Origin of the sequence: Serpentinimonas barnesii (genome assembly GCF_000696225.1) — a bacterium.
In the GTDB taxonomy this organism is placed as follows: Bacteria; Pseudomonadota; Gammaproteobacteria; order Burkholderiales; family Burkholderiaceae_C; genus Serpentinimonas; species Serpentinimonas barnesii.
Genome location: NZ_BAWN01000004.1, coordinates 30926 through 52172 on the forward strand (window position 1 = coordinate 30926; position 21247 = coordinate 52172).

Sequence of the window (21247 nt, forward strand, 5' to 3'; positions counted from 1 at the left end):
TTCCTTGGCCAAGAACGGCCCGTATGGTCCTGGCTGTCAGCGCAGCCACTGCGCAAACTGCTGGCGCAAGTGGCGCACCTTGGGTGCGGCCACCGCCAGGCAGTAGCCGTGCTCCGGATGGCGGGCAAAAAAGCGCTGGTGCTCGGCTTCGGCGGGGTCAAAGCGCTGCAGCGCCACGAGCTCGGTGACGATCGGCGCCCCAAAGGCGTCGGCGGCTTGCAGCTCGGCCATCAAGTCGCGCGCCACCTGCGCTTGCTCAGGCTGTGTCCAGTAAATACCGCTGCGGTACTGGCTGCCCACGTCGGCCCCTTGGCGGTTTAGGCTGGTCGGGTCGTGGGTGGCGAAAAAAATCTGCAGCAAGCTGCGCAGATCGATTTGTTCCGGGTCGTACACCAAACGCAGCGCCTCGGCGTGGCCGCTGCGGCCGCTGCAGACCTGCTCGTAGCTGGGCTGGGGCCAGTGGCCATTGGCGTAGCCCGACTCCAGTTCCAGCACGCCGCGCACGCGCTCAAACACCGCTTCGGTGCACCAAAAACAGCCACCCGCCAGCACCAGCGTTGGCAAGCGACCCCGCTCGGGGTCGGGGCCGCCGGTTGCGACAAGGGATGATGGGGGGGCAGATGTTGCAGTCATTTGATCAAGCGCAAACCTTTGTAGGGCGGCACAGGGAAGAATGGTTCGTGTGAAATTTGTTGATTTCAGCGAAGGTTAAACTTGTTACCACCCGATCACCACAGTGAAAGGTTGGTTTCCACATGGGCAGCAGAGCTATCTTAGCGCGCACCCCAGAGAAAAAAAAACTTTAAATGCCACAAGGAGTTGAAAAACTGGCCAAGGGTAAACACGGACCACCCCCAAACTGGCCCCTTTGTTGCGTGAACCCAGACACGGTAACAGCGCGAGACAAGCTGGTCGCAAGGCGAGCAGCGCACGCAGCCCAAGCCGTCACCCAACTTAGAACAGAAAGGATTCCAATGGAGCAAGCCATTCAATCGATGCTGGAGCGCTACCGCAGTGACCGCACCCGGCTGATCGACATGTTGTGGGAGTTGCAGTGGCAACACGGCCACATACCCGCACAAGCCCTGCCCCCACTGGCGGCTGGCCTCAACCTGTCGGTGCTCGATGTCCGTGAAACGGCGTCGTTTTACCACTTTTTCCGGCTCGAACCCTCGGGCAAGTACGTTTTTTACCTCTGCAACTCGGTGCTGGCCAAACTCAACGGCTTCGACGCCGTGCGCGAGGCGCTCGAGCGCGAAACCGGAGCCCGTTTTGGCCAACCCAACCCCGATGGCCTGTTTGGTTTGTTCGAGACGCCCTGCATCGGCCTGAGCGACCAAGAGCCGGCCATGATGCTCGACAAGGTGGTGTTTACGCGCCTGACGCCGAGCAAAATCGCCGACATCGTCGAACAGCTCAGGCAAGGCAAAACCCCGGAAGAGATTGCCAACCCAGCCGGACTGCCCACCGACCAACTGGCTTATGTGGAATCGATGGTCGAGTCCAACGTACGCACCCAGCGCCCGATATTCTTTAGGGGCAAGCTCGACTTGGGCACGGCGTTGGAGCAAATGCTCGCCGATGAGCCCAGTCAGGTGATCGACTCGGTGACGGCCTCCAAGCTGCGCGGGCGCGGCGGCGCGGGTTTTTCCACGGGCTTGAAGTGGCGCTTGTGCCGCGACGCCTGGGGCGAGAGCAAAACCATCATCTGCAACGCCGATGAGGCCGAACCCGGCACCTTCAAAGACCGGGTGCTGCTCACGCGCTCGCCCAAGCAGGTGTTTTTTGGCATGGTGGCTGCGGCCTACGGCATTGGGGCCAGCACCGGCATCCTGTATTTGCGCGCCGAGTATTACTACCTGAAAGACTACTTGGAAGCCCAGTTGCAACAAATGCGCGACCAAGGCATGCTCGGGTGCAACATTGGCGGCAAAGCCGGGTTTGACTTCGACATCCGCATCCAGATGGCGGCCGGCGCCTACATTTGCGGCGAAGAAACGGCGCTGATCGAATCGTGCGAAGGCAAGCGCGGCACACCGCGCCTCAAACCGCCCTACCCGATCCAGAAAGGCTATCTGGGCCAGCCAACCAGTGTCAACAACGTCGAGACCTTCGCCTGCGTCAGCCACATCTTGGCTGAGGGCGCGGCTTGGTTTCGCAGCTTTGGCACGGCCGAATCCTCTGGCACGCGGCTGCTCAGCGTAGCGGGCGACTGCAGCAAGCCGGGCATTTACGAAGTCGAATGGGGCACCAGCGTCAACCAGGTGCTGCGCATGGCAGGCGCCTACGGTGCCATGGCGGTGCAGATCAGCGGCCCCTCGGGCGATTGCGTGTCGGTGGAAAAAGACGGTGAGCGCCTGCTCGGCTATGAGGATTTGTCGTGCAACGGCGCCTTCACGATTTTCAACAAGCAGCGCGACCTGCTCTGGATCGTGCGCGAGCACATGCAGTTCTTTGTCGATGAGTCGTGCGGCATCTGCGTGCCGTGCCGGGCCGGCAACGTCGATTTGCTGCACAAGATGGACCGCTTGATTGCCGGCCGCGGCTGCCAGCAAGACCTCGACGAGGCGGTGCAATGGGGCGCTGTGGTGCGCAACACCAGCCGCTGCGGTTTGGGCGCGACCTCGCCCAAACCCATCCTGACCACGCTGAGCCGGTTTCCAGAGGCCTACCAGGTCAGGCTGGCCAAACCCAGTGGTCCCTTGCTGCCCTCGTTCGATCTCGATGCGGCCTTGGCGGGCTACGCCGAAGCCAGCCAGGCACTGAAAGTAAAACTGGAGACCAGCACATGAAAATCGAAATCACCATCGATGGGCAGCCGGTGCAAACCGAATTGGGCCGCACCTTGGTCGATGTGGCGGCCGAAGTCGGGGTGTTCATCCCCACTTTGTGCTACGTCAAGGACAAGCCCTGCTTGGGCACGTGCCGGGTGTGCTCGGTCAAGGTCAACGGCACCGTCAGCGCCTCGTGCACCGTGCGGGTGGCCAACGGCATGCAAGTGGAGGTCAATACCCCGGCCTTGGTGGACTCCCGCAAAGCACTGGTCGAGTTTTTGTTTGCCGAAGGCAACCACAACTGCCCCAGTTGCGAGAAAAGCGGGCGCTGCCAGTTGCAGGCGGTGGGTTACGAGTCCGACATGATGGTCTCGCGCTTCCCTTACCGCTTTCCGGTGCGCGAAAACAGCCCGGGCAGCGACAAAATCTGGCTCGAGCGCGACCGCTGCATTTTCTGCCAGCGCTGCGTCGAGTACGTGCGCGACCAAGAAACGGGCCAAAAGATTTTCAGCATCAGCGGCCGCGGTGGATCGTCGCGCATCGAAATGGACGTGGAACTGGCCAACCGCATGAGCGAGGAACAGGTCAAGGAGGCGGTCGAACTGTGCCCAGTCGGCACCATTTTGCAAAAGCGCGTGGGCCACGATGTGCCCATCGGACAGCGCAAATACGAAATTCAAACGCTGCGCGCGCGCAGCCTCAACATTGAAGGAGCCAAGAATGAGCCACGCAGCTGAAGCCCTAGCCGGGCAGGAGTTCTCGCACGACCTCCCCATCACCCCGCTGGCCCCGGCTTTGATCGCCGGCCGAGCCGGCAAGATCAAAGTTGCCACCATCGGGCTGTGCGGCTGCTGGGGTTGCACCCTGTCGCTGCTGGACCTCGATGAGCGCTTGTTTGCGCTGCTCGACAAGGTGACCATCCTGCGCTCGTCCATCACCGACATGAAGCGCATCACCGAGCGCTGCGTGGTCGGTTTCGTCGAGGGCGGCGTGGCCAACGAGGAAAACATCGAAACGCTGGAGCATTTCCGCGAGAATTGCGACGTGCTGATCTCGGTCGGCGCTTGCGCGGTGTGGGGCGGCGTGCCGGCCATGCGCAACGTGGTGCCGCTGTCCGAATGCCTGATCGAGGCCTACGTGGATTCGCCCACCGCCGTTCCAGGCATCAAGCCCATCATCCCGCTGCACCCCGACATTCCGCGCATCACCACCAAGGTGTATCCTTGCCACGAAGTGGTCAAAATGGACTACTTCATCCCCGGCTGCCCGCCCGACGGCGATGCCATCTTCAAGGTGCTCGACGATTTGGTCAACGGCCGCCCGTTCGACCTGCCGATCTCGATCAACCGCTACGACTAAAACCGCTGCAGGAGCTACAAACATGAGCAGAAAATTGGTCATTGACCCCGTCACCCGAATCGAAGGGCACGGCAAGGTGGTGGTGCATCTGGACGACGACAACAATGTTGTCGATGCCAAGTTGCACGTGGTGGAGTTTCGCGGCTTCGAGCGCTTCATCCAAGGCCACCCCTACTGGGAAGCGCCGATGCTGCTGCAGCGCATCTGCGGCATCTGCTTCGTCAGCCACCACCTGTGCGGCGCCAAAGCGCTCGACGACATCGTGGGGCTGGGCCTCAAGCAGGGCTTTCAAGTCACGCCGACGGCCGAAAAAATGCGCCGTCTCGGCCACTACGCGCAGATGCTGCAATCGCACCAGACCGCGTACTTCTACCTGATCGTGCCCGAAATGATGTTTGGCATGGACGCCGCACCCGAGCAGCGCAACATCGAAGGCCTGATCGAAGCCAACCCGGAGCTGGTCAAGCGCGCCGTGATGCTGCGCAAATGGGGCCAAGAGATGCTGGTGGCGGTGTTCGGCAAGAAGATGCACGGCATCAGCTCCATACCTGGCGGCGTCAACAAAAACCTCAGCGTTGCCGAGCGCGACCGCTTCCTCAACGGGGCGCCGGGTTTGCTTTCCATGCAGCAAGTGATCGATTACTCGATCGAGGGCCTGCAGTTGTTCTACGACTTCCACGAAAAGAACCGCCAGCAGGTGGACAGCTTTGGCGTGGTGCCGGCGCTCGACATGTGCCTGGTCGATGGCAACGGCGACGTGGACTACTACCACGGCAACCTGCGCGTCACCGATGGCCAGAAAAAAGTGGTGGCCGAGTTCGACTACCACGACTACCTGAACCACTTCTCCGAGGCCGTGGAGGAGTGGAGCTACATGAAGTTCCCCTTCCTCAAGGGGCTGGGGCGCGAGGGCGGTTCGGTGCGGGTGGGGCCACTGGGGCGCATGAACGTGACGCGTTCGCTCTCTACGCCGCTGGCGCAAGAGGCGCTGGAGCGCTTCCATGCCTACACCAAGGGCAAAGCCAACAACATGACGCTGCACTACAACTGGGCGCGGGCGATCGAGATCTTGCACGCCGCCGAAATCATCCAAGGCCTGCTGCACGACCCGGACTTGCAAAAAGACCAGTTGCTGCTCACCCCCGCCCCGGGGGCTTGGAGCGGCGAAGGGGTGGGCGTGGTGGAAGCCCCGCGCGGCACCCTGCTGCACCACTACCGCGCCAATGAAAGCGGCGAGATCACCTCGGCCAACCTGATCGTGGCCACCACGCAGAACAATCAAGTGATCAACCGCACCGTGCGCAGCGTGGCCGAAGACTACTTGGGCGGGCGCGCCGAAATCACCGAAGGCATGATGAACGCGCTCGAAGTGGGCATACGCGCCTACGACCCCTGTTTGAGCTGCGCCACCCATGCGCTGGGCAAGATGCCGCTGCAAGTCACGGTGTTTGATTCGAGCGGGAACCTGGTCGATGAACGCGCCCGCTGAAAGCCTGCGGCTGGCCGACTTCGACCAGCCCTCGGCCCTCATCTACGGCATTGGCAACATTGGGCGCCAAGACGACGGCTTGGGCTGGGCCTTCATCGACTGGCTTGAGGAGCAAGGCTTGTGTCCGCAAGCCGACCTGATGCGCCACTACCAGTTGCAGCTCGAAGACGCCGAACTGATCAGCCACAAAGAGCGGGTGTTGTTTGTCGATGCCAGCGTGGAAGCGGGGCTGGAATCGTTCGAGTTGCGGCGCGTCGAGCCACGGCTTGATTACAGCTTCACCTCGCACGCCATTTCCATCGCCTCCATCGTGGCGACCTGCCGCACCTGCTTTGGCCGCACACCCGAGGTGTATGTGCTGGCCATACGCGGTTACGAGTGGGAACTGCAAACCGGCCTGAGCGCGCCCGCGCTGCTCAACCTGCAAGCGGCCCAACACCATTTGCAGCCCGCTTGTGCCACCGAATCCACTTAACTTTTACCATTGGAGCGCATCATGCAAGAACGAGAAGTTGAACGCATCGCCAACCTGATCTACCAGGCCCCCTTGGGTGAATACATTGGCCGCGACGGGGCTGCCATCATGGCCGCCCATGCCGGGAGCGAGCTGCGGGTGAAAGATCAGGAATTCCTGTTCCACCAAGGCGACATGACCAACAGCTTTTACATCGTCACCGAAGGCCGGCTGGGCTTGGTGCGCGAAAAAACCGAGACCCGGCGCGAAATCACCGTCCACGTGCTGGAAAAAGGCGATTTGGTCGGGGAGCTGAGCTTTATCGACCAGACTCCTCACGACCTCTCGGTGCGCGCCCTGGGCAATGCCGCAGTGCTGTGCTTCAAGGCCGGCGATATCCAGCCGCTGATCACCCAGCATCCGCAACTGGTTTACAACTTCATGCGCGCCGTGGTCAAGCGCGTGCATGCGGTGGTGACCACGCTGGCCGAGCACGAGATGGAGTTGCAGCAGTACATCCAGACTGGCGGGCGCGGGCGCATGTAAAAACGGGTGCTTGCGGGCGGCGGTGGGCCAAACCTTGGCGTGTTTTCTGCTAAGGTACGGCCGTTATGCTGCTCTCACTCGATTTTCTCGCCATCCCGCTGCTGATCGCTGCCGGGTTGGTCTTTGTCAGCCTGCTGGCAGGGCTGTTTTCGGTGCGGCTCGGGTTCTCGTTCTTGGTGGTGTTTCTCATCGCCGGAATGTTGTTGGGCGAAGACGGCCCGGGCGGGGTGGCGTTCAAGGATTTCGAGCTCGCTTTCTGGGTCGGCAACGTCGCATTGGCGGTGATCTTGCTCGACGGTGGCCTGCGCACCCAATACCGCAACTTTCGCACCGGGCTCAAACCGGCGCTGTGGCTGGCCACGCTCGGGGTCGTGGTCACGGCGGCGTTGACCGGGGTGGCGGCGCATTTTTTGCTTGGCCTGAGCTGGCCGATGGCGCTGCTGTTGGGGGCCATCGTCGGTTCCACCGACGCCGCAGCGGTGTTTGCGCTGCTCAAATCCAGCGGCGTGAAGCTCAACGAACGGGTCGCGGCCACGCTCGAAATCGAATCCGGCCTCAATGACCCGATGGCGGTTTACCTCACGCTGGCCCTGATCGGCTGGGTCTTGCTCGATGCCCAAAACGCTGGGGCCGACATGGCATGGTGGTGGCCGCTGCGCGATCTGGCGCTGCAGTTTGGTTGGGGCGCGGCGCTGGGCATCGGCGCCGGCTGGGCCTTTGCCCTGCTGCTGCGCCGGCTCACCGTGTGGGCGCGCCCCAGCGGCGGCGTGCGCGCGCTGTTGCTCACTTCGGCGGGCCTGAGCGTGTTTGCCCTCACCACTTGGGTCGGGGGCTCGGGCTTTTTGGCGGTCTACCTGTTTGGCGTGCTGGTGGCCAACCGGGCCACGCAGTGCGTGGCGCCCTCGCTGTCGGCCATGGACGGCTTTGCCTGGCTGGCGCAGGCCTCAATGTTTTTGCTGCTGGGGCTGTTGGTCACGCCTTCGGATGCGCTGGCGGCTTTGTTGCCGGCCTTGGGCGTGGTGGCGGTGCTGATGCTGCTGGCGCGCCCGCTCTCGGTCTGGATCATTCTCAAACCGCTGCGTTTTGACAAACGCGAGATCGCCTTCATTTCATGGGTGGGGCTGCGCGGCGCGGTGCCGATCGTGCTGGCCATTTTCCCGGTCATGGCGGGGGTGGAAGGGGCCGAGATTTTCATCAGCGTGGCCCTGATCGTGGTCATGGCCTCGTTGGTGCTGCAAGGTTCGACCATACCCTGGAGCGCACGGCGCACCGGCGTGGTGCTGCCCAACCACGACGACGTGGCGTTGGCGCGGCAGGTGTATGGCGATTTTGAGGTGCCCGGCAACGCCCGCATGAGCGATTTGTGCGGCTTTTATGGCTGGCCGCCGGTGCCAGACGACCATCTGGACGCGGCCCAGTGGCTGACGCAGGCGCTGGGCCGGCCACCGATCGAGGGCGACCACGCCAACTTGGGCGCGGCCGAACTGAGTGTGCGCCGGATGGAAGATGGCGAGATCGTGCGGGTGGGCATCCGCTTGCTGCGCGACCCGGCCGCACCCGACGTGGAAGCCGACCCATCCGACTAGTGCCCCCACGCCCTAGGGCTGGCGCAGCCTCAGATTGGTGGCGGCCCCGCGTACAGGCGCGGCACGTCGATGAGCTTGGGGCCCAGCAGCCGCATGGCGCTGTCGCGGCCCCAGCGCAACAGCCCGCCGGCATGAAAGATGGTGCCGTTGCGCTGCGAACGCGCTTGCACCCACGCACAGCGGCGCCAACGCGCCTGGGCCCAGCGCTGCAGCAAGGCTGGCCAATCGGGTGCAGCGCCGCCCCCTTGTGCCGCCAATAGGCGCCCCAAGGCCCATGCGTCTTCCAGCGCCATAGCAGCGCCTTGCGCCAGATAGGGCCGCATCGGGTGTGCCGCGTCGCCCAACAGCGCCACCGGGCCACGCACCATGTCGGCAGCACGGGCTACACGCGGGCGCCCAAACAGCGGCCACAGCCGCCACAGCGGCACCGCCTCCAACACCTGGTGCAAATCCCGGTGTGGCAACAGGCCCAGGCTGTGCCACAGCGCCTGTGGCTGCGCCGGATGGTCCCAGCCCACCGGCCCGTCGGGCAAATCGCCCTCCACCACCACCACCACATTGAGCCACTGGCCGGCCCGCACCGGGTAATGCACCGCATGCATGCGACGCCCCAGCCAAGCCGTTACGCCGTTGTGGCGCAGGTGGGGCGGCAAGCGCGCCATGTTGATGATGCAGCGGTAAGCCACATGGCCGCTGAACTGGGGCGTCCCGTCGGCCAGCAGTTGTTCGCGCACCCGGCTGCGCAAGCCATCGCAAGCCAGCAGCGCCGCCGCCGGCCAGCTGGCCCCGTCTTCGGTGCGCAGTTGCAGCCCAGCGCCGGGCAAGAGCTCGAGGGCTCCGATGCGCTGCTGCAGGTGCAAGCCGGTACCACCCTCGGCCCGCACCGCCTGCAGCAACAGGGTGTGCAAGTCGGCGCGGTGGATGGTGGCGTAGGGCGCACCGTAGCGGCGCTCGGCCCGTTGCGCCAGCGGCAAGGCACCCAAGAGGGCCCCGCCCGTGGCATCGCGCACCTGCAAATCGATCGGGAACGCCGCCACCTCGCGCAGCCCACCCTCTAGCCCCCAATCGCGCAACACCCGCACCGCATTGGGCCCGAGCTGCACGCCCGCACCCACCTCAGAAAATGCGTCGGCCTGTTCCAGCAAATCAAGGCTCAAACCCGGCGCGGCCTGGCGCAGCGCCAGCGCAGCCCCCAGTCCGGCCAAGCCCCCGCCGGCTATCAGCAAGCGCTCAGCGTCCATGCAACCCCCTCGCCCCTGTGCACACGGCAACCCTAGGTGCAGCGAAACTCAACGCAGCACCCAACCCCACTCTTTGAGCGTCTGCAGGGCGCTCTCGCCCGCCCCCGCGCCCAGGCGCCGCGCCAGTTGCTGCGCCACGTTTTCGCGCTGGGTGTAATCGATGATGTGCGCCGCCCCAATCACCTCGCTGGCCACGTGCTCGACGCTGCCAAAGCCATCAGCCAAACCCTTTTCGACTGCGCGCTGACCGTTCCAGATCAGTCCGCTGAAGGTCTCGGGGGTTTCGCGCAGGCGCTCGCCACGGCCTTTGCGCACCACGTCGATGAACTGCTGGTGGATGTCGTCCAGCATGGCCTGCGTGTGCCGCACCTGGGCTTCGTTGGGCGGGCTGAAGGGGTCCATGAAACCCTTGTTTTCTCCGGACGTCAGCAAGCGCCGCTCGACCCCCACCTTCTGCATCAGCTCGGTAAAGCCAAAGCCGTCCATCATCACGCCGATGCTGCCCACCAGACTGGCCTTGTCCACGTGAATGGCGGTGGCCGCCGACGCCACGTAATACGCCGCCGAGGCCCCCACCTCCTCGATCACGGCATGCACGGGCTTGTCGTGCAGGCCGCGCAAGCGGTGGATTTCGTCGGCAATGATGCCGGCCTGCACCGGCGAGCCGCCGGGTGAGTTGATCAACAACAGCACCCCCTTGGCCGTTGGCTCCTCGAAGGCGGCGCGCAATGAATCGACCACCGCCCGGGCATTGGCGTCGGCGTCGGAGGCGATCACGCCCCGCACCTCGATCAGCGCCGTGTGCGGCACCGTCAGCGTGGCGCGGGTGGCGACGTCGCGCATGAGCATGGCGATCACCAACAACACCGCCGCCAGCATGAGCAGGCGAAAGAAAATTTTCCAGCGCCGTGCCGCGCGTTGCTCGCGCAGGGTGGCAAAAACCAGCTTTTCTAGGGTTTCACGCTCCCAATCGGGCGTGATTTTGGCGCTCGGTGCCGGGGTGGGTTCGTCCATGGGGGGCGTGGCTTTGAAGGGTTGAGAGTCGGCGTGGCCGCTATTGTCGCCGGCAAAAGCGCAAATGTTATGCGCCGCGGGGCCAACTGCTGCAGCAATGTGGAATTATCTGTGTCTGCATACCCCTCGGCACGGGTTTACGGCAGGGCCGGTTTTGGCGGAAAATGGGCGCATTCCATGAAGCAACCCCAGCCTCTGGCGCTCCCAACTTGATGCACGTCAAGCCCGCCCGGAGCGGCGCTCACTACAGTTCACCCTTTGCTCTGCACGCCCGCCCGGCGGCGCAGCGGACTACCCACTTACGGAGCCTACTTGGCTATGGCGATCGAATTATTTAATCATGACGGACATGTGTGCCTGATGTTCGCGCACCTCAGCGATGAGGGCGGCGAAGCCGTGCAGGCCAACCAGTTTCTGGTGATCGACGGGCAACAGGGCGCCATCATCGACCCGGGCGGCAACGTGGCCTACAACGAGCTGCTGCTCACCATCAGCCGCTACTTTCCACCCAACAAACTGACCGAAATCCTTGCCTCGCACGCCGACCCGGACATCATCGCCTCGCTGGACCGCTGGATGACCAGCACCCAGGCCACGCTCTACATTTCGCGCCTGTGGGAGCGTTTTGCACCGCATTTCTGCAAGCCGGGCAAAACCGCCGGGCGCATCATCGGCATCCCCGACCAAGGCATGCGCATCCCGCTGGGCCGCGGCGAGATCGTGGCGCTGCCGGCGCATTTCATGCACGCCGAAGGCAATTTCCAGTTCTGGGACCCGGTCAGCCGCATCTTGTTTTCGGGCGATCTGGGCGTGTCGCTGGGCACCTCGGCCGAGGCCTCCCAACCCATCACCTCGCTGGCGCCGAACATCCCCCGCATGGAGGCCTTTCACCGCCGCTACATGGTCTCGCAAAAGGTGCTCAGGCTGTGGGCCCACATGGTGCGCAAGCTGCCCATCCACATGATCGTGCCCCAGCACGGCGCGCCGCTGGCCGGCCCCGCCGTGCATGAGTTTATCGACTGGATCGAAACCTTGAGCTGCGGCGTGGACCACCTGACGCAGGCGGACTATGCCATCCCCAAGTGAGGGTCTGCATACCAAGCCCCATGTTTATGCCATGACAGCCGGCAGTCAAGCCAGCCCCAGAATCTTTTCAGACGCGCACAAGAAAAACTGGCATGGATCCGGCAGCAGCAACGGGCGCTCCAGAGCCAGGCCAGAGAAGAGCCACGTCGGTACCTCACCCGCGAAAGCCACCAACTGTGGGGACGGCGTCACCTGTTGGTGGTCGTGGAACAGGGGGCAAAACCCAAGGATATGCTGGAAACATTGAAACGCCGATGAATTTTGCGGACATTCACCGGTAGCCAGTTGCCCACCTGCCTTGGAGGCGTTGAAGGGAGCTCCGTCTTGACGCTCAGCGTCATTTGTACTAACATTGAGCCCAATGTACTCCTCTAGGACGATTGCTATGCACGCCACCACCACTGCTGCTCGCTCGGCCCGACTTGGGCTGCGCGCAACCCCTGCGCAGGAAACCGTGCTGCGTCGCGCCGCCGAGGTCGCGCACAAGTCGCTGACCGATTTCATTCTCGATGCCGCTTACCAAGCCGCCGAGCAGACCTTGCTCGACCAGCGCCTGTTCATGGTTTCCGCCAGCCAGTACCAAGCGATCTTGGACATGCTGGATCGACCGGAATCTGACAACCCCGGTTTGGCCGATCTGTTCTCCCGGCCTGCGGTGTGGGCCAAGAAATGAGTTTGTCGGCACCGCAGCCACTCGAAGCGCAACATCGGCTGGAAGCGTTCGACTGCGGGAAATCTGGACTCACCCACTGGCTGCTGCGCCACGCACGCCAAGCCCAAGGGAGCGGCTCGGCGAGAACCTTCGTCGCCTGCGATGGGGCCCGCGTTGCCGGGTACTTCAGCTTGACCGTTGGCCAGATCGACACAATCGAGGCCCCCGAACGCATTCGTCGGGGGATGGGTCAGTACCCGATCCCTCTGGTCATTCTGGCCAGGCTTGCTGTCGATCTCGACTACCAAGGGCAAGGTCTTGGCTTGAGTCTGCTGCAGGACGCGATCCGCCGAACGGTTGCGATTGCCGAGCACGCGGGTGTCCGGGCTCTATTGACACACCCCATTGATGCCGATGCCGACTCGTTTTATCGCCGCTTTGGCTTCGAGGCGACGCCCGAGCATGAGCAGCAGCTGATACTCCTGCTCAAGGATGCTCGGCGTTTTGTTTAAGGCGACAACCAATTAGGCATGCGCCAAAGCTGCGCCCCCAAAAAGCCCCCCAGCAAAGAAAAATGGGTTAGCCGCCGAAGCGTCTAACCCAATTGATCTATAACTTAAATTTTGGTGCGGCTGGCAGGATTCGAACCCACGACCCCTTGGTTCGTAGCCAAGTACTCTATCCAACTGAGCTACAGCCGCATACTGAAGCCGTGATTGTATGCCAGTTTTAAGCCAGTTTTGAAAACGGGCCCAAAAATTCTGTGCCAGCAGCCTCTCACCCCCCAAGGGCAGGCTCAGGCTTGGACCAAGGGCTTGGGCTTGCACTAAAATGCGAAGTCTCTGGTTAGAGCATAACTAGCACTTTTAATTCGGAATCTGGCCTTCGGCTGCGCAACGTGTTCAAACAACTCACCCTCTACCTCCTCGACCCCCAGCAACTGCCCGCCCTAGAAGCCATGGAACAAGCCCTGGCTGCTGCGCCCTTTGTGCCTTGCCTGCCCAGCCAAGAACATTCCATCGGTTGGGTGCCGCCGCGCGGCAAGGCCAATGGGGCGCTGGTGGAATTGATCAACGGCCAGCGCCTGCTGCGGCTGCAAAGCGAGAGCAAGCGCGTGCCCGGCTCGGTGGTGCAGCGCCACCTCGATGAGCGGCTGGAACAGATTGAGGCCCGCGAAGGGCGCCAGCCGGGTCGGCGCGAGCAGCGCCAACTGCGCGACGAGATCGTGCAGCAGTTGCTGCCCATGGCTTTTGCCCAAAGCCGCAGCGTCTGCTTGTGGATCGACCCGGTGCATGGTCGCTTGGCGCTCGACAGCAGCAGCAGCGCGCGCTGCGACGAGGCCATCAGCACGCTGCTCAAGTCGTTTACCAGCCTGCAGCCGCGGCCCTGGAACACCCAAATGTCAGCGCAAGCGGCCATGACGGCCTGGCTCAGCGGCAGCGCCGACGACTGGCCACCCCACTTTGCCCCCGGGCAGGAGGTGGAGCTCAAGGCCAACGACGAACAAAAATCGGTGGTCAAGTTCACCCGGCACCCGCTCGACGACGAGCAGATGCGGCTGCACATCGGCCAAGGCAAGCTGCCCACCAAGCTGGCACTGGACTGGGAGGGGCGGGTGCGCTTCGTGCTGGCCGAGAGCGGCAGCCTGAGCAAGATCGCGTTTCTGGATGGGGTGTTTGCCGAACACGGACACGCCGAAGACGAGGGCGGCTTCGACGCCGACGCCACCATCGCCACCGCCGAACTGAGCGCCCTGATCAACGACCTGAGCACCGCCTTGGGCGGATTGCAGGCTTAAAACGCCAGTTGCTCGGCTTCCAAAAAGGCCAGGCTGATGTAGCGCCCGATGTTGGACTCGAAGCCGAGCATGGTGCTGGCATGGCGCGCCACCCGCGGGTCTTTGAGCACATTGGCACGCGCCACCTCGACGCCGTGGCCGTCTTTGACCGCCTGCAGGCTGGGCTCCCAAATGCCGCGAAAGAACTCGCCGTAGTCGCGCAGCAGGGTGCGGCTGGCGCGGCCGTGGCCGGGCACCCAAAGCTGTTCGCCCGCGGCCAGGCTGATCTTCTCGAAGTATTCGAGCGTGCCAGCAAAGGAGCCGTCGTCCATGTTGGCGATGCGGTTTTCCATGGCCACATCGCCCAGATAGGTGAGGCGGTCCGGCCGCACCTCGATCGACAAGTCGTAGGGGGTGTGCGCAACGCCGTAGTGGTGCATCACCAGCTCGACCTGGCCAAAACGCAGCCGCTGCCCGTGCTGCACCACGCGGTTGGGCGGCACCACCTGGGTGCCAGCGGTGGCCTGGTTGGTCCAGCGCTCCATCAGGTTGCGCCACAGGTTGCCCTCCACCCCCACGATCCGGTCTTTGCTGCCTTGCAGGGCGTAGATCGGCAGCTCGCGCCCAAAGGCGTTGACGAAGGCGTGGTTGCCGAGCCAGTGGTCGCCGTGGTAGTGGCTGTTGAACACCGCCACCACCGGCTGCGGCGTGACGCGGCGGATCATGCGGATCGCCATCTCACCGATCTGCAAAGAGCTGCCCGAATCCAGCACCACCACCCCGGCGCTTGTGACAACGAACAGCACGTTGGCAAAAAGCCCAAGGTTTTCCGGGGTCGGAAAGCCGTCGCGGGCCTGGATGGTCCAGACGTGCGGCGACAACTGCAATGGCGCCACGTCGGGCACCGGCGGGCCAGCAATGAATTCTTGCACCTGCTGCGCCAGCGAGCGCACCGGGGCCGTGAGCGCCAGCGCCGTAACCGCCGCCCCGGCCCCGGCCGCGCCCAAGAGCAGGCGGCGGCGCGAGCGGTTGAGGGGCTGCTGACCCGGTGCGTTTTGGGGGGCGCTTGGCGGTGTCATGTGTGGGTTCTCCGTTAAGAGCGGCTTAAACCGCCGGCCCCAGGCGCCGCGCAATATCGGCCACCAGCGCGCGCGCCAGGTGCAGCTTGGGGCCCGCGGGCAGCGCCTTGCAGCCCTGGGCATCGAGCAGCAACAAGGCGTTGTCGTCGCGGCCAAAGGTGGCTGGGCCGATATTGCCCACCAGCAGCGGCACGCCCTTGCGCCGCCGCTTGGCTTCGGCCTGGGCCTGCAGGTCGTGGCTTTCGGCGGCAAAGCCGACGCAAAAAAGCTGCCCGGCACGCGCACGCTCGCTGGCGGCGGCCTCGGCCAAAATGTCGGGGTTTTCTACGAACTGCAAGCTCGGCGGCTGGCCGCTGCCGTCTTTCTTGATTTTTTGCTCGGCGCTGTGCGCGGGGCGCCAGTCGGCCACGGCGGCGGCGGCCACGAACACGCTGGCCCATTCCAGCTCGGCCTGCACCGCCGCCTGCATTTGCAGCGCCGATTGCACGTCGGTGCGGCGCACCCCCAGCGGCGTGGGCAGGTGCACCGGCCCGGCCACCAGCCGCACCTCGGCCCCGGCCTCGCGGGCGGCGCGGGCGATGGCAAAACCCATCTTGCCCGAGGAATGGTTGCTGATGCCGCGCACCGGGTCGATGGCCTCGAAGGTCGGCCCGGCCGTGACCAGCACCCGCTGCCCGGCCAAGCACCGGGGCTGGAACTGCGCTTGCAGCAACTCCAGCAACTGCTCGGGCTCCAGCATGCGGCCGTCGCCGCTCTCGCCGCAGGCCTGCTCGCCCTGCCCCACCGGCCACACGGCCGCGCCGTCGGCACGCACTTGCGCCACATTGCGCTGGGTGGCCGGGTGCGCCCACATCTCGCGGTTCATGGCCGGAGCCAGCAGCAGCGGCACGCGCTCCTGCGGGCGGGCTAGGCACAGCAGCGTGAGCAGGTCGTCGGCACGCCCCTGCGCCAGCTTGGCCAGCAAATCGGCGCTGGCGGGGGCGATGAGTATCGCGTCGGCCTCGCGCCCTAGGTTGATGTGCGGCATGTTGTTGGGTTCGCGCGCGTCCCACTGGCTGGTCGCCACGGGTCGGTTGCTGAGCGCCTGCATCGTCACGGGGGTGATGAACTGGCACGCGGCCTCGGTCATCACCACCTGCACCGTGGCCCCATCCTTGATCAGCAAGCGACACAGTTCGGCCGCCTTGTAACAGGCAATGCCGCCCGATAGCCCCAAGACGATGTGTTTGCTAGCCAAGTCGTTCATCATGGGCGCGACTGTACACCAGCGGGCTTCGGGGGCATGACAAAAGGCCTGCACTCATGCTAGGATGATTGCCCATGAAACCCTTGCGCTGGCCGTCCGACAAAAACGCGCTGCTCAAGGCGGAGCGCGGCGTGTCCTTTGAAGATGTCACGGTTGCCCTGAGCGCAGGTGCCTTGCTAGAAATCCTTGAACACCCCAATCCGCAGCGCTACCCGCGCCAGCGGATCATGGTGGTGGCGATCAGGCGGTACGCTTATCTTGTGCCTTTTATCGAAGAAAGCGATCACTACTTCCTCAAAACCATCATTCCCAGCCGCAAAGCCACGCGCGAATTGCTCGTGAAGGAGCCCGACGATGTCTAATCTCAACCCCGACGAACTCGACATCTTGCACGCCTACGAATCGGGCGAACTGCAGCCCGTGCCCGACTTGGCCGAGTTTGGGCGGCTGCGCGCTGCGGCGCGGGCGACCGCGATCAAAGACAAACGGGTCAATATTCGCCTCTCATCCATCGACTTGCTGGATCTGCAGGCCAAGGCGCTGGAGCAGGGCATGCCGTACCAAACCCTGATTGCCAGCGTGCTGCACCGCTACGCCAGCGGTGAATTGGCCGACCGTGCGCACGCACCCCAAGCCAGCCCGCAGCCATCCAGTTCGATCACAAGCTGACAAGGCCTGATCACTCGCGCAGCGACGGTTGCCCTCCACCCGAACCAGCACCCCGCACCAGCACCCATTGCCTCACTGCGCCAGCAAAGGCGGCCGCCGCTGTTGCCATGGCAGCTCGCGCTCCAACTGGCCCGCCAGCCGCAGCAAACAAGCCTCATCAAGGTAACGGGCAGTGAACATCATGCCTATGGGCAACCCTTCGCTGCTGTGCTGCAAGGGCAGCGAGAGGCTGGGGTTGCCGGTGAGGTTGGCCAGCGGCGGCGCGGCAACCCAATCGAAGTTCTTTTGCACCAGCGTGGGCAGCATGGCGTCTAGCATCCGCGTCAGCGGCCCGAGGCCGGCGTGGGTCGCGAGCCAAGCGGCGATTTTGTCCATGCCGTGCAACTCGAATTCGCCATGCGGCACCGGCGGCTTGGCCAGCGTGGGCGTGAGGAACACATCGAACCCCTGCATGAAGCGCTCGAATAGGTAGCGCTGCGGGTGCAGGTCGCGCGCCACCAGCTCCAGCCGGGCGCAAGAGAGCGATTCACCAAAGCGCGCCAGCAGCCAGGTGGCGGGCTCGAAGTCGTCGGGCTGCAAGCGCCGACCCAGCAGGCGGCGTGCCTCGCGCAGGTCGGCGGCGGCGGCGCACATCACGCGCAGCACATAGCTGCTTCCCACCACGGCACGGTCTATCGGCGGCGCCGCCTCGACCAGCTCGTGCCCCAGGGCCTGCAACTGCGCCACCGTCTGCTGCAAGGCGCGCTGGCATTCGGCGCTGATCTCGCCTTGGCGCATTAGGGGTTGCGCGCTCCAAGCAATGCGCAACTTGCCCGGCGGCTGCGCCACTTCCTGCAAAAAGGGCCTAGGCGGCGCAGGCGCGGTGTAGGGGCAGCCCAGGTCTGGCCCGCAGGTGGCGTCGAGCGCGGCGGCCGTGTCGCGCACGCTGCGGCTGATCACGCCCTCTTGCACCTGCCCAAACCAGGGTTCGCCCACCAGCGGCCCGTAGGGGTTGCGGCCGCGCGAGGGCTTGAGCCCCACCGCGCCGCAGGCCGAGGCCGGAATGCGCAGCGAGCCGCCGCCGTCGCCACCGCTGGCCATGGGGACGATGCGCGCCGCCACCGCCGCCCCGGAGCCGCCGCTGGAGCCGCCGGCCGAGCGCTGCAAATCCCAGGGGTTGCGCGTGATGCCGTGCAGGCGCGATTCGGTGCTGCCCAGGTAGCCGTTTTCGGGGCAACTGGTCTTGCCAAAAATCACCAGCCCGGCGGCCTTGAAGCGGCGCACCATTTCGCTGTCGCGCTCCGGCACGTAGTGCCTTAGGGCGCGGCTGCCATGGGTCAGCGGCACCCCGGCGTAGGCGGCCAGCAGGTCTTTGAGCAAAAAGGGCACACCATGAAACGGCCCCTCGGGCAGGCCGGCTTCGATGGCCGCATAGGCTTGCTCGTCCATGGCCTGCACCACCGCGTTGAGCTGCGGGTTGAGCGCGTCACGGCGGCGGATCGCCTCGTCGAGCAGATCGCGTGCGCTCACGGCGCCTTGCCGCACCAGCTCGGCCAAGCCGAGGGCGTCGTGTTGATCGTAGTCGTTGAAATTGGGCATGGGGCTGGCCGTTGAAAACCGCGTTGTCACGCATTAGAGCGCAGTTGTGCCCTTGGGAGGCTCCGTACATCCCCTAGCGGGGCACCCTACTGAGCGGCTTGGCGCAGCGTTTGCACCACCGGGGTGCGCAACACCGAACGCAGCCCCGCCCACCCCGCTGCCAGCGCCAGCAAGGCGCCGGCCACGGCACCGGCCAAGGGCACCCACAGCGCTGGTGTCCAGTCAAAGCCAAACACCCAGCGCGCCAGCGCCCAGTTCGTGGCCAGCGCCGCCAGCCCCGCCATCAGGCCGGCCAGCAGGCCGACCCCGGCCAACTCGGCCCGCTGCACGCGCCGCAACAGGTGGGTCTGGGCGCCCAGGGCGCGCAAAATGGCGTACTCGCGCTCGCGCTCGCCGCGCGTGGCCCCGATGGCGGCAAACAAAACCACCAGCCCCGCCGCAAGGGTGAATGAAAACAAGAACTCCACCGCCCGGGTAACCTGCGTGAGCACCTGCTGCAACTGCGCCAGCGTGCTGCTCAGGTCAATCACCGTGACGTTGGGGTAGGCGCGCACCAGATCGGCGTCAAAGCCTGCGGTGGCCGGGGCCCGAAAGGCGCTCAGGTAGGTCACCGGCACCTCGGGCAACTGCGACACCGGAAACAGCACGAAAAAGTTGGCCCGCATCGACGACCAATCGACCTCGCGCAGGCTGCTGATGCGCGCCTGCACCGGTGCCCCGGCGATCTCGAAGGTGAGGCGGTCGCCCAGTTGCAGGCCGAGCTCTTCGGCCAAGCCGTCTTCCACGCTGATGCTGCCCGCCTCTTCGGGCTGCCAGCGGCCGGCGACGATGGCGTTGTGGGTGGGCGCCAGCGCGCTGTGCGAGAGGTTGAATTCGCGCTCTACCAAGCGGCGGCCACGGTCGGTCGGGATCGCATCGACGTCCACCGGCCGGTCGTTGATGGCCACCAAGCGGCCACGAAACATCGGGTACCAGTCAAAACCTTCGACGCCCTGGGCGCGCAAATTGCCCTGGAAGGCATCGGCCTGATCGGGCTGGATGTTGATGACGAAGCGGTTCGGGGCGTCGGCGGGCGTGGCCTGCTGCCAACTGCTGATGAGGTCGGTGCGCAGCAGCACCAGCAACAACAGCGCCAGCAAACCAATGGCCAGCGCAGTGATTTGCAGCACCGCATAGGCGGGGCGGGCCGCGATCTGGCGTGTTGCCAAGCGCAGCCAGGTGGGGGCCGTGGCTTCATTGACAAAGCGGCGCAGCAGCCGCACCGCCGCGTAACTGCCAAGGGCAAAGAGCGCCGCCGCCGCGGCAAAACCGCCCACCGCGATCAGGCCCATAGACAGGTCGTGGCTGACGGCCAACAGCAGCGCGGCAAAACCCAGCGCCCCCAGAACCAAGACCCCGAGCGAGGCTGGCTTGATGCCGCCCACCTCGCGCCGGATCACGCGCAGCGGCGGCACCCGCGCCAGTTGCAACACCGGCGGCAGGCCAAAGGCCAGCATCAGGGTCAGGCCCACCCCCAAGCCAAACAGCACCGGCCAGCCGCTGGGGGCCGGCAGGTCGGCGCGCAGCAACTCGGCCAGCAGCAGCACGAAACCGTGGTGCACCAAGTAGCCCAACAAGACCCCGATCAGGCTGGCCAACAGGCCCACCAGCACAAACGACAGCGCGTAGGCGCGCGCCATGGTGGCCTGCGACAGGCCCAGCACGCGCAGCATGGCGCAGTCGTCGAGGTGGCGCGTGGCATACACGCGCGCGGCAATGGAGACCGCCACCGCGCACAACAGCGCCGCCAGCAGCGCCACTAGGCTGAGGAACTGCTCGGCGCGTTGCAGGGTTTGCTGCAACTCGGGCCGCCCGGTCTCAAAAGATTCGAGTTGCGCCCCACGCAGGCCGCTGCGCTCAATCTCGGCTGCGGCCCAGGCCACGTATTGCTGCACGGCCGCATCTTGCCCGGCCACCACCAGCCGATAAGAGATGCGGCTGGCTGGCTGCACCAGGCCGGTGGCGGCCAAGTCATCTTGATGCAGCAGCACCCGGGGTTGCAGGCTCGCAAAGCCGCCGCCGCGATCGGGCTCCAGCACGATCAGGCGCTCGATCGTCAGGCGGCTGTCACCCAGCCAAAGCGCCTGCCCAAGCTGCACCCCCAGCGCCGCCAGCAAGGCCGGATCGACCCAGACCGTGCCCGGGCGCGGCACCTCGGTGGTGGCTTGCCCTGGGTCGCCCAAAGCCGTGCCCACCAGCAATTGGCCGCGCAGCGGGTAGTTGTCTTGCACCGCCTTGAGCGCCACCAGGCGCACGGTGCCGCCCTGGGCGTCGTCGGCACGCGCCATGGTGGGAAAGCCCAGGTGCTGTGTCAGCTCCAACTCCAGCGCTTGCGCCTGCTGCACAAAGGCCGGCGGCAGGGGCCGGTCGCTGCGCACCACGGCGTCGCCGCCCAGCAAATGGCGCGCATCGCGCTGCAGGCCCTGTTGCAGCCGGTCGGCAAAGAACCCCACCGCCGTCAGGGCCGCCACCGCCAAGGCCACCGCCAGCAGCAACAGGTGCAGCTCGCCGGCGCGGGCGTCGCGCCGCAGGGCACGCCAGCCTATGCCCCAAAACGAGGCGGATCGGGGGGCCGGTGGAATCGGGGGTGGGAGCGCTGAGGCGGGCTCAGGCTTGGGGGCGGCAGCGTGGGCGTTCATGACCCCCCGAGCCTAACCC

At 65.0% G+C, this 21247-nt stretch carries 20 protein-coding genes, 1 tRNA gene and 1 pseudogene; 14 read left to right on the plus strand and 8 right to left on the minus strand.

Translation table 11 applies throughout. The features are described 5' to 3' along the window. Positions 1-36: 36 nt before the first annotated feature. On the minus strand, positions 37-564 hold the full coding sequence (gene msrA, locus SRAH_RS01010) for a peptide-methionine (S)-S-oxide reductase MsrA (protein ID WP_029461497.1): 528 nt from the start codon (positions 562-564) through the stop codon (positions 37-39). A 410-nt stretch (positions 565-974) separates the two neighbouring features. Here msrA and SRAH_RS01015 point away from each other — a divergent pair, with 410 nt between their 5' ends. The 7 genes from SRAH_RS01015 to SRAH_RS01045 all read left to right on the plus strand — a co-directional run bounded on the left by SRAH_RS01015 (position 975) and on the right by SRAH_RS01045 (position 8208). After that, positions 975-2792, plus strand: a complete 1818-nt coding sequence (locus SRAH_RS01015; protein WP_029461498.1) for an NAD(P)H-dependent oxidoreductase subunit E — start codon at positions 975-977, stop codon at positions 2790-2792. Then, complete coding sequence (locus SRAH_RS01020; RefSeq protein ID WP_045475720.1) at positions 2789-3511, plus strand: 2Fe-2S iron-sulfur cluster-binding protein; 723 nt, start codon at positions 2789-2791, stop codon at positions 3509-3511. The genes SRAH_RS01015 and SRAH_RS01020 overlap by 4 nt, the downstream gene beginning before the upstream one ends. Further along, entirely contained in the window at positions 3495-4133 is a 639-nt protein-coding gene (locus SRAH_RS01025) for an NADH-quinone oxidoreductase subunit B family protein (RefSeq protein ID WP_029461500.1), read from the plus strand. Before SRAH_RS01020 ends, SRAH_RS01025 begins: the two co-directional genes overlap by 17 nt. Positions 4134-4155: 22 nt before the next feature. After that, a complete protein-coding gene (locus SRAH_RS01030; protein WP_029461501.1) occupies positions 4156-5622 on the plus strand; it encodes a Ni/Fe hydrogenase subunit alpha in 1467 nt (488 codons plus the stop codon). Next, positions 5606-6097 (plus strand): hydrogenase maturation protease, encoded by a 492-nt coding sequence (locus tag SRAH_RS01035; RefSeq protein ID WP_045475724.1) that lies wholly within the window; start codon positions 5606-5608, stop codon positions 6095-6097. Before SRAH_RS01030 ends, SRAH_RS01035 begins: the two co-directional genes overlap by 17 nt. A gap of 21 nt (positions 6098-6118) precedes the next feature. Then, entirely contained in the window at positions 6119-6622 is a 504-nt protein-coding gene (locus tag SRAH_RS01040) for a Crp/Fnr family transcriptional regulator (protein ID WP_029461503.1), read from the plus strand. A 65-nt stretch (positions 6623-6687) separates the two neighbouring features. Further along, positions 6688-8208: a potassium/proton antiporter gene (locus tag SRAH_RS01045; protein ID WP_045475727.1), complete on the plus strand. Its 1521-nt coding sequence runs from the start codon at positions 6688-6690 to the stop codon at positions 8206-8208. 29 nt (positions 8209-8237) lie between these two features. Here SRAH_RS01045 and SRAH_RS01050 read toward each other — a convergent pair whose 3' ends face one another. Then, on the minus strand, positions 8238-9449 hold the full coding sequence (locus SRAH_RS01050; protein ID WP_029461505.1) for an FAD-dependent monooxygenase: 1212 nt from the start codon (positions 9447-9449) through the stop codon (positions 8238-8240). A gap of 48 nt (positions 9450-9497) precedes the next feature. Further along, the gene (locus SRAH_RS01055) at positions 9498-10463 is read right to left on the minus strand and encodes a S49 family peptidase (protein WP_052369033.1); all 966 of its coding nucleotides are present in this window, start codon (positions 10461-10463) and stop codon (positions 9498-9500) included. Positions 10464-10781: 318 nt separating this feature from the next. Here SRAH_RS01055 and SRAH_RS01060 point away from each other — a divergent pair, with 318 nt between their 5' ends. The 4 genes and pseudogenes from SRAH_RS01060 to SRAH_RS01070 all read left to right on the plus strand — a co-directional run bounded on the left by SRAH_RS01060 (position 10782) and on the right by SRAH_RS01070 (position 12713). Next, positions 10782-11549, plus strand: a complete 768-nt coding sequence (locus tag SRAH_RS01060; protein ID WP_029461507.1) for an oxygen-binding di-iron domain-containing protein — start codon at positions 10782-10784, stop codon at positions 11547-11549. An 81-nt stretch (positions 11550-11630) separates the two neighbouring features. Further along, positions 11631-11807, plus strand: a pseudogene (locus tag SRAH_RS12520) (YgjP-like metallopeptidase domain-containing protein); the annotation flags it as partial. 127 nt (positions 11808-11934) lie between these two features. Then, positions 11935-12222, plus strand: coding sequence for a type II toxin-antitoxin system TacA family antitoxin (locus SRAH_RS01065; protein ID WP_029461508.1), 288 nt, complete (start codon positions 11935-11937; stop codon positions 12220-12222). Beyond that, a complete protein-coding gene (locus tag SRAH_RS01070; RefSeq protein ID WP_029461509.1) occupies positions 12219-12713 on the plus strand; it encodes a GNAT family N-acetyltransferase in 495 nt (164 codons plus the stop codon). Before SRAH_RS01065 ends, SRAH_RS01070 begins: the two co-directional genes overlap by 4 nt. Before the next feature lie 112 nt (positions 12714-12825). Here the strand turns inward: SRAH_RS01070 and SRAH_RS01075 are convergent. Then, positions 12826-12902 (minus strand) — tRNA-Arg (locus SRAH_RS01075). Positions 12903-13099: 197 nt separating this feature from the next. Between SRAH_RS01075 and SRAH_RS01080 the strand changes: the two genes are divergently transcribed. Then, positions 13100-13999 carry a recombination-associated protein RdgC gene (locus SRAH_RS01080; RefSeq protein ID WP_029461510.1) on the plus strand — a complete coding sequence of 300 codons (900 nt, stop codon included), beginning with the start codon at positions 13100-13102 and terminating at the stop codon, positions 13997-13999. Here the strand turns inward: SRAH_RS01080 and SRAH_RS01085 are convergent. After that, positions 13996-15057: an MBL fold metallo-hydrolase gene (locus SRAH_RS01085; protein WP_045475730.1), complete on the minus strand. Its 1062-nt coding sequence runs from the start codon at positions 15055-15057 to the stop codon at positions 13996-13998. The two genes, SRAH_RS01080 and SRAH_RS01085, sit on opposite strands and share 4 nt — an antisense overlap. Before the next feature lie 25 nt (positions 15058-15082). Further along, on the minus strand, positions 15083-16303 hold the full coding sequence (gene coaBC, locus SRAH_RS01090; RefSeq protein WP_029461512.1) for a bifunctional phosphopantothenoylcysteine decarboxylase/phosphopantothenate--cysteine ligase CoaBC: 1221 nt from the start codon (positions 16301-16303) through the stop codon (positions 15083-15085). Between the two features lie 74 nt (positions 16304-16377). Here coaBC and SRAH_RS01095 point away from each other — a divergent pair, with 74 nt between their 5' ends. Together SRAH_RS01095 and SRAH_RS01100 are read left to right on the plus strand one after the other, a co-directional pair. Further along, positions 16378-16665 (plus strand): BrnT family toxin, encoded by a 288-nt coding sequence (locus SRAH_RS01095; RefSeq protein ID WP_029461513.1) that lies wholly within the window; start codon positions 16378-16380, stop codon positions 16663-16665. After that, complete coding sequence (locus tag SRAH_RS01100) at positions 16658-16972, plus strand: hypothetical protein (RefSeq protein ID WP_029461514.1); 315 nt, start codon at positions 16658-16660, stop codon at positions 16970-16972. The genes SRAH_RS01095 and SRAH_RS01100 overlap by 8 nt, the downstream gene beginning before the upstream one ends. Positions 16973-17044: 72 nt before the next feature. On the opposite strand, the gene SRAH_RS01105 is transcribed toward SRAH_RS01100, so the two are convergent. Then, positions 17045-18550 (minus strand): amidase, encoded by a 1506-nt coding sequence (locus SRAH_RS01105; RefSeq protein ID WP_029461515.1) that lies wholly within the window; start codon positions 18548-18550, stop codon positions 17045-17047. Between the two features lie 86 nt (positions 18551-18636). Continuing rightward, positions 18637-21228 carry an ABC transporter permease gene (locus SRAH_RS01110; RefSeq protein WP_082209998.1) on the minus strand — a complete coding sequence of 864 codons (2592 nt, stop codon included), beginning with the start codon at positions 21226-21228 and terminating at the stop codon, positions 18637-18639. Positions 21229-21247: the final 19 nt, after the last annotated feature.

Coding starts and splice junctions, on each gene's coding strand:
- SRAH_RS01015 (WP_029461498.1), top strand. CDS start 975: ATGGAGCAAGCCATTCAATCGATGCTGGAGCGCTACCGCAGTGACCGC.
- SRAH_RS01020 (WP_045475720.1), top strand. CDS start 2,789: ATGAAAATCGAAATCACCATCGATGGGCAGCCGGTGCAAACCGAATTG.
- SRAH_RS01025 (WP_029461500.1), top strand. CDS start 3,495: ATGAGCCACGCAGCTGAAGCCCTAGCCGGGCAGGAGTTCTCGCACGAC.
- SRAH_RS01030 (WP_029461501.1), top strand. CDS start 4,156: ATGAGCAGAAAATTGGTCATTGACCCCGTCACCCGAATCGAAGGGCAC.
- SRAH_RS01035 (WP_045475724.1), top strand. CDS start 5,606: ATGAACGCGCCCGCTGAAAGCCTGCGGCTGGCCGACTTCGACCAGCCC.
- SRAH_RS01040 (WP_029461503.1), top strand. CDS start 6,119: ATGCAAGAACGAGAAGTTGAACGCATCGCCAACCTGATCTACCAGGCC.
- SRAH_RS01045 (WP_045475727.1), top strand. CDS start 6,688: ATGCTGCTCTCACTCGATTTTCTCGCCATCCCGCTGCTGATCGCTGCC.
- SRAH_RS01050 (WP_029461505.1), bottom strand. CDS start 9,449: ATGGACGCTGAGCGCTTGCTGATAGCCGGCGGGGGCTTGGCCGGACTG.
- SRAH_RS01055 (WP_052369033.1), bottom strand. CDS start 10,463: ATGGACGAACCCACCCCGGCACCGAGCGCCAAAATCACGCCCGATTGG.
- SRAH_RS01060 (WP_029461507.1), top strand. CDS start 10,782: ATGGCGATCGAATTATTTAATCATGACGGACATGTGTGCCTGATGTTC.
- SRAH_RS01065 (WP_029461508.1), top strand. CDS start 11,935: ATGCACGCCACCACCACTGCTGCTCGCTCGGCCCGACTTGGGCTGCGC.
- SRAH_RS01070 (WP_029461509.1), top strand. CDS start 12,219: ATGAGTTTGTCGGCACCGCAGCCACTCGAAGCGCAACATCGGCTGGAA.
- SRAH_RS01085 (WP_045475730.1), bottom strand. CDS start 15,057: ATGACACCGCCAAGCGCCCCCCAAAACGCACCGGGTCAGCAGCCCCTC.
- coaBC (WP_029461512.1), bottom strand. CDS start 16,303: ATGAACGACTTGGCTAGCAAACACATCGTCTTGGGGCTATCGGGCGGC.
- SRAH_RS01095 (WP_029461513.1), top strand. CDS start 16,378: ATGAAACCCTTGCGCTGGCCGTCCGACAAAAACGCGCTGCTCAAGGCG.
- SRAH_RS01100 (WP_029461514.1), top strand. CDS start 16,658: ATGTCTAATCTCAACCCCGACGAACTCGACATCTTGCACGCCTACGAA.
- SRAH_RS01105 (WP_029461515.1), bottom strand. CDS start 18,550: ATGCCCAATTTCAACGACTACGATCAACACGACGCCCTCGGCTTGGCC.
- SRAH_RS01110 (WP_082209998.1), bottom strand. CDS start 21,228: ATGAACGCCCACGCTGCCGCCCCCAAGCCTGAGCCCGCCTCAGCGCTC.